11 protein-coding genes are annotated in these 12,938 nt (G+C 55.4%); 8 read left to right on the plus strand and 3 right to left on the minus strand.

Annotated elements, in window-relative coordinates; all coding sequences use genetic code 11:
* Positions 1 to 113: 113 nt before the first annotated feature.
* Both ACMWL8_RS07965 and ACMWL8_RS07970 read left to right on the plus strand, forming a co-directional pair.
* On the plus strand, positions 114 to 1,661 hold the full coding sequence (locus tag ACMWL8_RS07965) for a methyl-accepting chemotaxis protein (protein ID WP_414751575.1): 1,548 nt from the start codon (positions 114 to 116) through the stop codon (positions 1,659 to 1,661).
* A gap of 427 nt (positions 1,662 to 2,088) precedes the next feature.
* The gene (locus ACMWL8_RS07970) at positions 2,089 to 3,294 is read left to right on the plus strand and encodes an MFS transporter (RefSeq protein ID WP_045261435.1); all 1,206 of its coding nucleotides are present in this window, start codon (positions 2,089 to 2,091) and stop codon (positions 3,292 to 3,294) included.
* 18 nt (positions 3,295 to 3,312) lie between these two features.
* Here ACMWL8_RS07970 and ACMWL8_RS07975 read toward each other — a convergent pair whose 3' ends face one another.
* A complete protein-coding gene (locus tag ACMWL8_RS07975; protein ID WP_045261434.1) occupies positions 3,313 to 4,302 on the minus strand; it encodes a 2-hydroxyacid dehydrogenase in 990 nt (329 codons plus the stop codon).
* Between the two features lie 322 nt (positions 4,303 to 4,624).
* On the opposite strand from ACMWL8_RS07975, the gene ACMWL8_RS07980 reads away from it, so the two are divergent.
* The 5 genes from ACMWL8_RS07980 to ACMWL8_RS08000 all read left to right on the plus strand — a co-directional run bounded on the left by ACMWL8_RS07980 (position 4,625) and on the right by ACMWL8_RS08000 (position 9,068).
* Complete coding sequence (locus ACMWL8_RS07980) at positions 4,625 to 5,380, plus strand: DUF4225 domain-containing protein (RefSeq protein ID WP_028013016.1); 756 nt, start codon at positions 4,625 to 4,627, stop codon at positions 5,378 to 5,380.
* 2 nt (positions 5,381 to 5,382) lie between these two features.
* Positions 5,383 to 5,706: a hypothetical protein gene (locus ACMWL8_RS07985; RefSeq protein ID WP_045261433.1), complete on the plus strand. Its 324-nt coding sequence runs from the start codon at positions 5,383 to 5,385 to the stop codon at positions 5,704 to 5,706.
* Positions 5,707 to 5,921: 215 nt separating this feature from the next.
* Entirely contained in the window at positions 5,922 to 8,561 is a 2,640-nt protein-coding gene (locus tag ACMWL8_RS07990) for a YdbH family protein (RefSeq protein WP_045261432.1), read from the plus strand.
* Positions 8,558 to 8,743 (plus strand): YnbE family lipoprotein, encoded by a 186-nt coding sequence (locus tag ACMWL8_RS07995; RefSeq protein WP_028013019.1) that lies wholly within the window; start codon positions 8,558 to 8,560, stop codon positions 8,741 to 8,743. Before ACMWL8_RS07990 ends, ACMWL8_RS07995 begins: the two co-directional genes overlap by 4 nt.
* 7 nt (positions 8,744 to 8,750) lie before the next feature.
* Positions 8,751 to 9,068 (plus strand): YdbL family protein, encoded by a 318-nt coding sequence (locus tag ACMWL8_RS08000; protein ID WP_028013020.1) that lies wholly within the window; start codon positions 8,751 to 8,753, stop codon positions 9,066 to 9,068.
* Here ACMWL8_RS08000 and feaR read toward each other — a convergent pair whose 3' ends face one another.
* Positions 9,069 to 9,977, minus strand: coding sequence for a transcriptional regulator FeaR (gene feaR / locus ACMWL8_RS08005; RefSeq protein WP_045261431.1), 909 nt, complete (start codon positions 9,975 to 9,977; stop codon positions 9,069 to 9,071).
* A 241-nt stretch (positions 9,978 to 10,218) separates the two neighbouring features.
* On the opposite strand from feaR, the gene ACMWL8_RS08010 reads away from it, so the two are divergent.
* On the plus strand, positions 10,219 to 11,718 hold the full coding sequence (locus ACMWL8_RS08010; protein ID WP_045261430.1) for an aldehyde dehydrogenase family protein: 1,500 nt from the start codon (positions 10,219 to 10,221) through the stop codon (positions 11,716 to 11,718).
* Positions 11,719 to 11,758: 40 nt separating this feature from the next.
* Here the strand turns inward: ACMWL8_RS08010 and ACMWL8_RS08015 are convergent, their stop codons facing one another.
* The gene (locus tag ACMWL8_RS08015; RefSeq protein WP_045261429.1) at positions 11,759 to 12,865 is read right to left on the minus strand and encodes a GGDEF domain-containing protein; all 1,107 of its coding nucleotides are present in this window, start codon (positions 12,863 to 12,865) and stop codon (positions 11,759 to 11,761) included.
* Positions 12,866 to 12,938 lie beyond the last annotated feature (73 nt).

Consider the following 12,938-nt stretch of genomic DNA (forward strand, 5'->3'; position numbering starts at 1 on the left):
ATTAGCATGGGTGTGGTCGTGGTGGAAACCCATTTCCATTAACCACAAAAAATAAGCCGTTATTAAAATTCATCTCCAGAAGATGAACCTATGCTAATTATTAAGGAAGAGTCATGTTTAAAAATCTCAACATCGGCACCCGGCTTACCATAGCATTTGGCGCAATTGTGGTTTTAATGTCAGTCGTCTGCGGGCTGCTCTATTTGAGCTTTGACAGAGTGACGGCCGTCAGCAAGCTCAACGTCCATAGCTATAAAGTGGTCGATAACCTTCGCTCCGTAACCGAAAACCTGATCAACATGGAAACCGGCATTCGCGGTTTTGCGCTCACCGGCAATCAGGACGTTCTTCAACCCTTCACGCAGGGGGATGAGAGGTTTAAAAGCAAAGTTGACGAAATTGCAGGGCTTACGCGTGATAACCCGTCGCAGCAGCAAAAATTAACCACCCTCTCCAGGCTTGAAGAAGAATGGAAAAGATCATTTGCGCTGCCGTTAATCCAGCGAAGAGAGAGCGTATCCCGCGGGGGCGAACATATGGATGCGTTCATCAGTAGCCTGGAGCGTAATACCGGAAAAGAGCAAATGGACGCCATGCGGGATGTTATTCAGCAAGCGCTGAACGAAGAGTACCGCATTATGGCTGAACGTCAAACCCGACTGGCTGAAGAACGCTTCCGTACGCGCATGATGATAATCCTGGGAATGATTGCGGCGATTGTCACCGCGCTGCTGACGGGTATTTTGCTGTCGCGCAGTATTCTCCGACCCCTAAAGCAGGCCGTGAATACGGCGAACACCATTGCCGCAGGCGATCTCACCTCCACCATACGTATTACCCGGATGGATGAAACCGGCACGCTGCTTGCGGCTCTGGACAACATGCAGACCCAGTTGAAAACCCTTGTCACTGAAATCAAAGAGGCCGCGACGTCGGTGGATCTGGCTGCCGGTGAGATCGAGCAGGGCAATATGGAGTTATCGTCTCGTACCGAGGAGCAGGCGGCGGCGTTGCAGCAGACTGCCGCCAGCATGGAACAGCTGACGATGACCGTTCGGAACAATACCGAGGTCGCGGAGCATACGGCAACGTCAGCAAGAAAGACGGAAGCACTGGCACGTGAAGGTGAGTCTGCCGTGGGCGAAATGAGCGAAACGATGCAGAATATCTCGGCTAACGCCCTGAAGATAAAGGAAATCACTAGCGTTATAGAAGGGATTGCTTTCCAGACTAATATTCTTGCGCTGAATGCGGCGGTCGAGGCTGCACGTGCCGGTGAGCATGGTCGTGGCTTCGCCGTGGTGGCGACGGAAGTCAGAAATCTCGCTCAGCGCAGCGCAACGGCGTCCAAAGAAATTGGGGCGCTGATTGAGCATGCCGTTGAGGATGTCGATAACGGTGTGTCGGTGGCATCCAGAACGGCAGAGACGATTTTGCGGGCTGCCAGCAACGTGGCTACGCTGGCAGAAACTATGGACAGTCTTTCAATGGCCTCGGTTGAACAAATGAAGGGCATCATGCAAATCAGCGCTGCTGTCACCCAGATGGATGGCGTGACGCAGGGTAATGCGGCGCTCGTTGAGCAGTCCGCAGCGGCATCGCAGGCGCTGACCGAGCAGTCCAGGGCACTGAAGCAGATGACGGAAAACTTTGCTATTTGAGCAGCAAAAGCATAATCAAAAGGTAAAGCTCCGTCGTTTTAAACGCGAATTTTAATCAAACCAGCAACGGGGGGCGCTAATAAAAAGGGGCGTCCCCGTGAATAATGAAGAAAATAGCCGAGCGTCAGTGACATTTTAAAAATACTGACTACGATTTCGTAAAACGAAAAATTTAAAAGGAGTTTCTGATGGCGATTGCTGTGGTGACAGTTTTACTCTTCCTGTTGACGTTCCCGGCGGCTATTCACATTTTGCTACAGCTCGTTGGAGGCTGGTGTGACGCGTAGCCTCCCCGGTTAATCCGGTCTTTTGGGCCGTCATCTGATTTTCAATAAGCAGCGCTACGCTACATTTTTAATTTTATTGTACGATCGTCTGGACGCGGGTCATCGCGAAACGCGAGCCGGATAATTTACAGGCAGGAAGTATGTCTCTTCGTTCGCTGCGGGCGTTATGCCTGACAAGTTTTTTCATTGCGGATGTCCGTGATGGCCTTGGTCCTTTTCTCGGTATCTTTCTGACAGAACGCCACTGGAGCCCCGATGATATCGGCATCCTGATGACTGCCGGTGGGCTGGCGGGATTGCTGGCTACGCTCCCGGCGGGGGTAATTACTGACACTTCGCGGAACAAACGCGCCGTGCTGGCGCTGCTCTGCACTTTGATCACCCTGAGCACGCTGCTGCTCTGGTTTAGCCAGCAGACCAGCGTTGTTGCCGTCTCACAAATGGTCACCGGCATCTGCGCGGCGTTTGTCGGGCCGCTCATCGCCGGGATTACGCTGGGCCTGACCGGCCAGCGCGGGTTCAGCGCGCAGATGGGCAAAAATGAGGCGTTCAATCACGGCGGTAATTTTGTCACCGCAGTGATAGCAGGCGGTATAGCCTGGTACTGGGGCGTCGGGGGGATTTTCCTGCTGATGACCTGCACGACGCTGCTGACGCTCTGCGCGCTGCTTGCCATCCGCAACGAAGACATTGATAACGATGCGGCGCGAGGGCTTTCATCCTCAGGTAGCGTTCCTGTCCCCGGCTTCGCGGTGCTGATTAAAAACCGGGCGCTGTTTGTGACCGGGCTGACGCTACTGCTGTTCCACCTGGCGAATGCCGCACTGCTGCCGATGCTGAGCATGAGGGTGGCCGCGGCACCCGCCTCGATCAACCCTGGCCTGTATGCGGCAGGCACCGTCATCATCTCGCAGGCGGTGATGATCCCCGTTGCCATCTGGGTTGCAGGCCGAATAGAACGCTACGGCTACTGGCGCTTGATTATGCTGGCGCTGCTGGTTATGCCGGTGCGTGCGGCGCTGGCGGCATCGACCGACGCGCCGTTAATGATGATCCCGGTACAAACTCTCGACGGTCTCGCCGCCGGGATCCTGGGTGTCGTCGTACCGTCGTTTATTGTGGTGCTGCTGCGCGGAAGCGGGCACGTTAATGCCGGGCAGAGTGTGGTGATGCTGATGCAGGGAGTGGGGGCAGCCATGAGCCCGGCGTTAACCGGGACGATCGCCGGTCATTACTCGTTTGCGACGGCATTCAGTGTCCTGAGCGCGATTGCGCTGGCCGCCGTCGTGCTCTGGTGGCGCGTTGCTCATCGAAGCTGGGAAACAAACGCGCCGGATGAAGCTTAGCCCCACCCGGCGTAGCATTTAAGCCAGTTCGTTAGGGCACGGTTCACCCTTTTCTAACTGCTGAAGATTCCCCAGCGTGGTTTCCGAAATGCTGATCAGCGCTTCGGCAGTCAGAAACGCCTGGTGGCCGGTAAACAGGACGTTATGGCAGGCAGACAGACGGCGGAACACGTCGTCCTGGATCACATCGTTGGACTTGTCTTCAAAGAACAGATCGCGCTCGTTCTCATACACGTCCATCCCCAGCGCGCCAATTTTCTGGGTTTTCAGCGCTTCAATAGCAGCCTGAGAGTCAACCAGACCGCCGCGACTGGTGTTGATGATCATCACGCCGTCTTTCATCTGGTCAAACGCCGCCTGGTTAAGCAGGTGGTAGTTTTCCGGCGTCAGCGGGCAGTGCAGGGAGATCACGTCGGACTGCGAGAACAGCGTCGGCAGGTCGACGTACTCCACGCCCAGATCCAGCGCTGCGGCGCTGGGGTACGGATCGAATGCCAGCAGACGCATGCCGAAGCCTTTCAGAATGCGCAGGGCAGCCACGCCAATTTTACCGGTGCCGATCACGCCCGCGGTTTTGCCGTACATGGTAAAGCCGGTCAGCCCTTCCAGCGAGAAGTTGGCGTCACGCGTACGCTGATAAGCGCGGTGAATACGTCGGTTGAGCGACATCATCATGCCAATCGCATGTTCTGCTACCGCTTCCGGGGAGTACGCCGGGACGCGAACCACCTTCAGACCCAGCTCTTTTGCCGCGTCGAGATCCACGTCGTTAAAGCCGGCGCAGCGCAGGGCGATATACTTCACTCCCTGCTTTTTCAACTCTTCCAGCACCGGACGACTGCCGTCATCGTTAACAAAAATGCAGACGCCTTCACAGCCGTGCGCCGTTTTGGCGGTTTTTTCGGACAGCAGAAAGTCGAAAAATTCAAGCTCAAACCCGTAAGCTTCGTTAACATGTTGCAGATACTTTTTGTCGTACTGCTTTGTGCTATATACCGCGAGTTTCATAAGACTTTCTCCAGTGATTTTGCATTCACGTTAGCATGATTAAAATTATCTTACAATTTATAAAATATTATTGAATTCAATAAGTTCTATCAATTATTCTAGAGCATATATACACCCTAACTCCATGATATTCATATCCAACGCTTTCTTAAGTGCGAGTTATACAAAAGACATGCCTGTTAGCTTCAATTTTCAGGAACGCAAGGGTTACCAAAGCCTGAAAACGTGGCTAAGCTTAGTTGTTGATATGACGTAGCTCTTTGAATGTATTAACATCAAAGGTAGTATTAGCATTATCGTTTAAAAATGACAGGGAGACCGAATGTACAACCATAATCGGGATAAAAGTCATTTCGAAGAGAAAGTAGTTGAGATTGAAAATCTCGCGCAACGTATTGCCACAAAGCATTTGCTTTATGGTACTTCAGGCATGTTTTTTGAAACTCAACAACTTGTTGATCATCTGAAACGAGAGATCGAATCGCATTGCCTGACGTGGTCAGGTGGGATTCAAATACTTGATGAACAGATTCATCATCTCAAGGATCAGGATGATTTACTTACCTTCAACAAGGCTAAGCTCTACATCGTTGTTGAAAAAAATCGGACCACAACGACGACCTTAGCCCTCAAACAAATTGGTTTCGTTGCGGGTGGGGCGCAAGTGTATGGTGGCGCTAGTTTATGCGTCGGATCGCTGGGACTGGCCTGCGCCGCATATGGTGCACCTATGATTACTCATGGGTTAAACAATATGTATGAGAATGGATACTATCTTCTTTATCGGGAAGATCGGTCAGGCACGCTAAGAGATGCTTATCGTTTCGCGGCAGCGAAGCTCGGCTATGGGAATAACGAAGCTGATATTGTTTATGGGGTTGTTGATATATCATTATCAGCCTACGGTGCTGGCAGGAGAGTTCTGGCTCCCAGAGAAAAATCATGGAGTTTGTTTCGCAACATTGAATCTGATTATATCAGAGGATGGCAGGAAGCGTCTAAAACAGCGATGGCTCTGGATTTGACCAGTGGGAGCGTCACAGGTTGGCAGATGTACCAGATAGCTAAAGAGAATTAATTATGTCGCAACAGTTTGAGTTGTCATTAACTCCCCCCATTCTACCTGCTTTATGCTATTTCATTGTTTCTATTTTAATTTTTTTCTTGTTGTACGTTGGAAAACTCAAGGTCAATAGGCTCCGTAAATATCCATTGTTCATTGCCTATACGCTGTTTGTGATAGCGATTGCAGCCATCCAGATTAATGTTTTTGCCAACGGCTATGAGTTTGTTCGCGGTTTTTTACATATCGATTTTGATCCATGGCGGTACGATTCAGTGTATTGGGGGTCGTTGATATTCGCCATGCTCTACCTATTGGCAATGCCCAGGAACAAGTATTAGTTACGCAGTGTTTTCCCGTTTTTACGTCTGAGATAATGCGTAACCCACTGAATCTAAAATGTGTTCTGTAGGTTACGCATAGCAAAAAGTTTTCTCATACTCTTTACAGCATCTATCCTTTATCTTGGGGTCAACTTCAACTCAACCGCCAAATATGCGACAATATTCGGCATTGCCGGCTTAATTCTTTCGAAAAATCAGGACATTAACTGCCCATGAAGGGTAAATACAAAGCCGCCATTGCGGTTTTACTGCTGTTGATTTTGGTGCCGCTGACGCTGCTGATGACGCTCGCCCAGTGGGTGCCGACGCTCGCCGGGATCTGGCTCCCCGTCGGGACGCGCATTGCTTTCGAAGAAAGCCCAAAACTGACTCGCCACGCGCTGGTGATCCCCGATCTTCGCTATCTGGTGGAAGACTGCGAAATTGCCCGCATCGATAACGTGACGCTGTCACATCCGAGCCGCTGGAAACTGGACATCGGCGCGCTGGATCTTAACACCGTCTGCCTGAGCAAAATTCCCCAGTCTGCACCCTCAACGGTCGCCCCCAAAACGCTGGCCCAGTGGCAGGCTGTGTTGCCCAATACCTGGCTCACCATTCACCGTCTGACGCTCTCGCCCTGGCAGCAGTGGCAGGGCGAGCTCAATGCGTCACTGACGCCCTCCAGCCAGGAGATCGCTTACCGAGGCGAACAGGTCAGCATCAAAGGCACGCTTCGCGGCCAGACGCTCTCGGTCAGCCAGTTTGATGTTCAGCTCCCTGACCAGCCGCAGCCGATTAAGCTGGTGGGCGAGTTCACTTTGCCGCTGGTGCCGGATGGCGTGCCGGTGAAAGGCCATGCGGTCGCGACCTTTAACGTGCCACAGTTAACGTCTCTGGTCGATGCCGATCTCGACTGGGAAGACAATCAGGGACAGCTGGTGGTGATGGCGCGGGATAACCCCGATCCGCTTCTCGACCTGCCGTGGCAGATCACGGCGAAACAGCTGAACATCAGCGACGGGCGCTGGAACTGGGATCTTTCGGGTATGCCGCTGAGCGGACGTGTGTCCCTTCGCGCCGACAACTGGCAGCAGGGGCTGGAGAAAGCCACCCTGACCGGACGACTGAACGTGTTGACGCAAGGCGATGCGGGTAAAGGTAACGCGGTACTGAACATTGGGCCCGGCAGGCTCAGCATGGAAAACAGCGACATGCCCCTACACCTGAGCGGCGAGGCGAAGCAAAACGATCTCATTCTCTACGCCAAATTGCCCGCCACGCTGACCGGCAGTCTGTATGAACCGCAGCTCACCTTTGAGCCGGGCGCGCTGCTCCGCTCGCGCGGGCGCATCATTGACTCGCTGGATATTGATGAAATCCGCTGGCCGCTGGCGGGCGTAAAGCTGACGCAAAAGGGCGTGGACGGTCGTCTGCAGGCTATTCTGCGTGCCCATGAAAACGAGATGGGCGGTTTTGAACTCCACCTGGACGGTCAGGCCAACGACTTTTTACCTGATAACGGCCTGTGGCAGTGGCGCTACTGGGGAAAAGGCGGCTTTACGCCGATGCATGCCCGCTGGGATGTCGCCGGGAAAGGCGAGTGGCGAGACAACCTTATTGAGCTAACGGCGCTCTCCACCGGTTTTGACAAGCTCCAGTACGGCACCATGGAGGTCAGCAAGCCGCGTCTGGTGCTGGATCGGCCTGTACGCTGGCTGCGCGATGCCGAAAAACCCGCATTCAGCGGCGCGCTGTCGCTGAATGCCGGGCAAACCCGGTTCTCCGGCGGTAGCGTATTGCCGCCCTCGGTCCTGACCTTCAGCGTCGACGGTACCGACCCGACTGTTTTTCAGTTTAAGGGCGACCTCCATGCGGACAACATCGGCCCGGTACAGGTGAACGGACGCTGGGATGGCGTGCGCCTTCGCGGGCAGGCCTGGTGGCCGAAACAGTCGCTCACCGTCTTCCAGCCGCTGGTCCCGCCGGACTGGAAAATGACGCTGCGTGACGGAGAACTCTATGCGCAGGTTGCCTTCTCGGCGGCCCCCGATCAGGGCTTTGAGGCGGGCGGACACGGCGTGCTGAAATCCGGCAGCGCCTGGATGCCGGACAATCAGATCAACGGCGTCGATTTTGTGCTGCCGTTCCGCTTCAGCGAGGGCACCTGGTCCCTGGGCACGCGCGGCCCGGTCACGTTGCGCATTGGCGAAGTGGAAAACCTGGTGACCGCGCGCAACATTACCGCGGACCTGCAGGGGAATTACCCCTGGACGGAGGACAACCCGCTGCTGCTCACCAACGTTAAGGTAGAAACGCTCGGCGGGAAGATCACCATGCAGCAACTGCGGATGCCGCAGCACGATCCGGCCCTGCTGCGCGTGGACAATATCTCCTCAAGCGAGCTGATCAGCGCCGTCAACCCGAAGCAGTTTACCCTGTCGGGCCCGGTGAGCGGGGCGCTGCCGTTCTGGCTGGACAATGAAAAATGGATCATTAAAGATGGCTGGCTGACCAACCCGGGGCCAATGACGCTGCGCATCGACAAAGATACGGCAGACGCCATCGTGAAGGATAATATGGTCGCGGGCGCAGCGATTAACTGGCTCCGCTACATGGAAATTTCGCAGTCGTGGACGAGAATCAATTTAGATAACCTGGGTGAATTAACCATGCAGGCGACCATCAAGGGGACCAGCCGCGTGGACGGCAAAAGCAGCTCCGTCAATCTGAACTACACCCATGACGAGAATGTCTTTACCCTGTGGCGCAGCCTGCGTTTTGGCGACAACCTGCAAACCTGGTTTGAGCAACACGCGGCGATTCCCGGTCTCCGCAGTTCGACTGGCAAGGAAAGTGAGGAACAACAATGAAAAAGATGGCTGGTGCGCTCACCGTTGCCGCGCTACTGACCGGCTGTACGCCGCGCATTGAAGTCGCTGCGCCAAAGGAGCCAATTACCATCAATATGAATGTCAAAATCGAACACGAGATCCACATCAAGGTCGATAAAGACGTTGAAGCCCTGCTGAAATCGCGCAGCGATTTGTTCTGAGGATGCCATGAAACGATTAGCGTTGATTTTACTGGCCCTGAGTATAAATGTGCAGGCGGCTGCGCTGACCTTAAACGATGCCCGCGCGCAGGGGCGCGTGGGGGAAACCCTGAGCGGCTATCTTGCTCCGATCCAACAGGATGCCGAAACGCTGGAGCTGGTGAATCGCATTAACGCAGCGCGCACGGAGAGCTATCAGAAGCTGGCCGACAGCAATAATTTGCCGGTTGATGAAGTGGCGAAAATGGCGGGGCAAAAGCTGGTGGCCCGCGCGCAGCCGGGCGAGTACGTGAAGGGCATTAATGGTAAGTGGCTGAAAAAATAGCTAGCGGTAGCGCTTGCGGTATTCACCCGGCGAGACGCCAAAACGCTGCTTAAAGGCCGTTGAAAAGTGGCTATGGTCGGTGAATCCCCAGCTGTAGCCAATGCCCGCCAGCTTTTCATCGTCGCCGGTTGACTGCAATTCCTGCGCGCAGAGATCCAGACGACGGTTTTTAATGTACTGCGCCACCACCAGCCCCTTCTCGGCAAACATGCGGTAGAGGCTGCGTACGGACATTCCGCTCTCGGCGGCAATCCATTCCGGACGCAGCGATTCAGACTGAATATGGTCATCAATCAGCGCCACAACGTGCTGGAACTGGCGCTCCTTGCGCGGCTGAATCACGTCGCGCTGCTGGAACGCGGGGCGCAGCAGGCAGACCATCGCCTCAAGCGCCGCTTCACTCTCCCGGTCACTCAGGTCGCGGTTGTTCATACTTTCCATCAGCAGGCGATAGCTCAGCTGTACCGTGGGTAAGGTGCGGGAAAGGGCGAGCGCGCAGCTTATCTCCTGAAAGCGGCACTGCTGCTCGATAATCTGACGGGGAACCAGCAGCGAAATCTGGCGGGACTTTTCCTGCCAGTTGATCGAGCAGGGACGAGAGGCGTCAATCAGCGTGATATCCCCGGTTTTGAGTACCGCGCGACGCTCGTCCTGCTCAATTTCCGCACTGCCTTCAAGCTGGAAGACGGTGTAGAACCAGGCATCATTACTCTGTGCGATCTCCCGTCGGGAGCGGAACAGGTTGACGCCGCCGGCGGTGACGGTACTGAGCTTCAGGCTGCGCGCATAGCTGGTCTCCAGTTCGCCGAAGAATTTGCCTTCGGTGGGCTGGGCGTTGAAACGCCCGCAAACCTGGTTAATCTGCGCCAGCCACTGCTGATACTGTTCCTGCTCGCTTGCACACGCCATCGTTTCTCTCGCTGCACCGTCAACGTTTTCGCATTGTTGCATTTGTGTTGCATTTTGTCAGAGCTATGAGGCTGACTATAGGAAAGAACACTCACCGGTAACAGCGATATAAGCGGCGATTATCGCGATTTGCGGCACCTGTCACAGGTGGCAAAGCGAATGTCACAGAGACAAAAGCGAGAATGCAAAACCCCACATAGACTGGATGAACACCCTGCGAAGAATAACGAAGGAGTATCCTATGTCTGAATCACAGGTGGCTGTTCTGCCTGCCGTGCAGCAGTTTTTAGACCGACACCACGGCCTGTGGATTGAAGGGCGTCAGGCCGCGTCGGACAGTGAAAAGCGGCTGAACGTCTACAACCCGGCCACGGGCGAGGTGATTGCCTCGACCGCCGATGCCAGCGTCGATGACGTTGACCGGGCCGTTATGTCCGGCTGGCGCGCCTTTGTGGCCCGCAGCTGGGCCGGAAAATTACCGGCGGAGCGCGAGCGGATCCTACTCCATTTTGCCGATCTGGTCGAACAGCACGGCGAGGAGCTGGCCCAGCTTGAAACGCTAGAGCAGGGCAAATCAATTAACATCTCCCGGGCTTTTGAAGTGGGCTGCACCCTCAACTGGATGCGCTATACCGCCGGGCTGACCACCAAAATTGCGGGCAAAACACTCGATCTTTCCATCCCGCTGCCGCAGGGTGCGCGCTACCAGGCGTGGACGCGTAAGGAGCCGGTTGGTGTGGTGGCCGGGATTGTGCCCTGGAACTTCCCGCTGATGATCGGGATGTGGAAAGTGATGCCAGCGCTGGCTGCGGGCTGCTCTATCGTCATTAAGCCGTCTGAAACCACGCCGCTGACCATGCTGCGCGTGGCGGAGCTGGCCAGTGAAGCGGGCATCCCGGACGGGGTGTTCAACGTAGTAACCGGGAGCGGCGCAGTGTGTGGCGCGGCGCTGACCTCACACCCGCATATTGCAAAGGTGAGCTTTACCGGCTCAACGGCAACGGGTAAGCAGATTGCCCGTGCGGCGGCGGACACGCTAACCGGGGTGACCCTGGAGCTGGGCGGGAAAAACCCGGCAATTGTACTCAAGGATGCGGAGCCCGCATGGGTGATAGAAGGATTAATGACCGGCAGCTTCCTGAACCAGGGGCAGGTGTGCGCGGCGAGCTCGCGCATCTACATTGAAGCCCCGCTGTTTGACACGCTGGTGAGCGGGTTCGAACAGGCGGTGAAATCCCTGAGCGTCGGGCCGGGCATGTCGCCGGAGGCGTTTATCAACCCGCTGGTGTCGCGCGCCCACTGCGATAAGGTGCAGACCTTCCTCGACGAGGCGACGTCGCGCAATGCGGAGCTGATCGTCGGTAATCGCGGCCCGGAGGGCAAAGGCTATTACGTGTCGCCTACGCTGGTGGTGAACCCGGATGCCGCGCTGCGGTTAACCCGAGAAGAGGTGTTTGGTCCGGTGGTCAACCTGGTGCGGGTATCCGACGGAGAAGAGGCGCTCCAGCTGGCAAACGACACCGAATATGGCCTGACGGCCAGCGTCTGGACGCAGAATATCAGCAAGGCGCTGGAGTACACCGATCGGCTGCAGGCGGGCACCGTGTGGGTGAACAGCCATACGCTGATTGACGCCAACCTGCCGTTCGGTGGGATGAAGCAGTCCGGCACCGGACGTGATTTTGGCCCGGACTGGCTGGACGGCTGGTGCGAAACCAAGTCGGTTTGCGTGCGGTATTAAAAAACAAGCCGGGTAAGGCGTAGCCGCCACCCGGCGTTATTCAAAGCGACCACCGATCCCGCCCGGCCTCTTTCGCCCGGTACAGCGCCGCATCGGCGCGGGCAATAATCTCGGTACCCGCAAGCCCCTCGACCATACCCGCAATCCCCATGCTCACGGTGACACGATCGCTGACGGATGACGCGCTGTGCGGTATCGACTCCGCGCGCAGGCCGTCCTGAATGCGTACCGCAACTTTTTCCGCGATATTTTCCGGGCAGTTAAACAGGATCACCACAAACTCCTCGCCGCCGTAACGTGACACCACATCGTCGGGCGTTCGCACTGACTGCTTCAACACCCGCGCCACGCGCGTCAGACAGTCGTCACCTGCCTGGTGACCGTAGGTGTCGTTGTAGCGTTTGAAATAGTCAATATCCAGCATAATCAATGAGAACGGTTTCTTCTGCTCAACCGCGTTCTCCAGCACCACTTCCATCTTCCGGCGGTTGGCGGTTGTGGTTAACGGATCCTGATGCGCCAGCGCATCCAGTCGTGAGATCAGCAGCTGGTTTTGCTGGTTACGTCGCCAGGCCTCGTCAAACCAGCTTAAGAGGATGAATCGCCCGCAGATCAGGATCAGCGAAAAGACGCTCCAGATGATAACGAAGTGAAGATTAAGGCCATCATTCAGTACCCAGCTTGCAATCGGCAAGGTTATCCAGAGCGGGAGCACGAAGGCGAGCAAACCCACAGGGTAAAAGTAGAGGGCCGTTAACCCTGCGAGTAATAAAATAACGCACAGCGGCCAGACGTGGGGGAGCAGTAAATCGGTGATAAACCAGAAGCATGATATCGACCAGATAGCGCTACAGATACACAGCACTACGCTGATACCGGCGATGCGCCGCCAGCCCATAAGGATCAGTGCAGCCGAGAGGATAATAATGCCGAGCATCGAAGCGTCGACCATTTTCATCATATGCGGCAAGTGGGGATAAAGGGGATCGCTGGCGTTAAGCAGAACATGGCGCAGCAGAATCATCACGGCGAAGCTGATGTTGACGAAAGCCAGCCAGGGCAGGTTCATCGCCAGCCCGTGCATAACCATGGCGTGGCGCGTCGACCAGGTTGCTCGCTCAAGTGTCGGTTTTTTTCTTTTTTCCATTGACGCTGTTTACCCCGTCCAGGGAATAAGTTAAGCAGAAAAGGGCGGACAGGCCGCCCTTACGTATGCATCG

The organism is Enterobacter sp. 04-C-12-SI-ECC, from assembly GCF_047530715.1.
Taxonomy (GTDB): domain Bacteria; phylum Pseudomonadota; class Gammaproteobacteria; order Enterobacterales; family Enterobacteriaceae; genus Enterobacter; species Enterobacter bugandensis.

Coding starts and splice junctions, on each gene's coding strand:
- ACMWL8_RS07965 (WP_414751575.1), top strand. CDS start 114: ATGTTTAAAAATCTCAACATCGGCACCCGGCTTACCATAGCATTTGGC.
- ACMWL8_RS07970 (WP_045261435.1), top strand. CDS start 2,089: ATGTCTCTTCGTTCGCTGCGGGCGTTATGCCTGACAAGTTTTTTCATT.
- ACMWL8_RS07975 (WP_045261434.1), bottom strand. CDS start 4,302: ATGAAACTCGCGGTATATAGCACAAAGCAGTACGACAAAAAGTATCTG.
- ACMWL8_RS07980 (WP_028013016.1), top strand. CDS start 4,625: ATGTACAACCATAATCGGGATAAAAGTCATTTCGAAGAGAAAGTAGTT.
- ACMWL8_RS07985 (WP_045261433.1), top strand. CDS start 5,383: ATGTCGCAACAGTTTGAGTTGTCATTAACTCCCCCCATTCTACCTGCT.
- ACMWL8_RS07990 (WP_045261432.1), top strand. CDS start 5,922: ATGAAGGGTAAATACAAAGCCGCCATTGCGGTTTTACTGCTGTTGATT.
- ACMWL8_RS07995 (WP_028013019.1), top strand. CDS start 8,558: ATGAAAAAGATGGCTGGTGCGCTCACCGTTGCCGCGCTACTGACCGGC.
- ACMWL8_RS08000 (WP_028013020.1), top strand. CDS start 8,751: ATGAAACGATTAGCGTTGATTTTACTGGCCCTGAGTATAAATGTGCAG.
- feaR (WP_045261431.1), bottom strand. CDS start 9,977: ATGGCGTGTGCAAGCGAGCAGGAACAGTATCAGCAGTGGCTGGCGCAG.
- ACMWL8_RS08010 (WP_045261430.1), top strand. CDS start 10,219: ATGTCTGAATCACAGGTGGCTGTTCTGCCTGCCGTGCAGCAGTTTTTA.
- ACMWL8_RS08015 (WP_045261429.1), bottom strand. CDS start 12,865: ATGGAAAAAAGAAAAAAACCGACACTTGAGCGAGCAACCTGGTCGACG.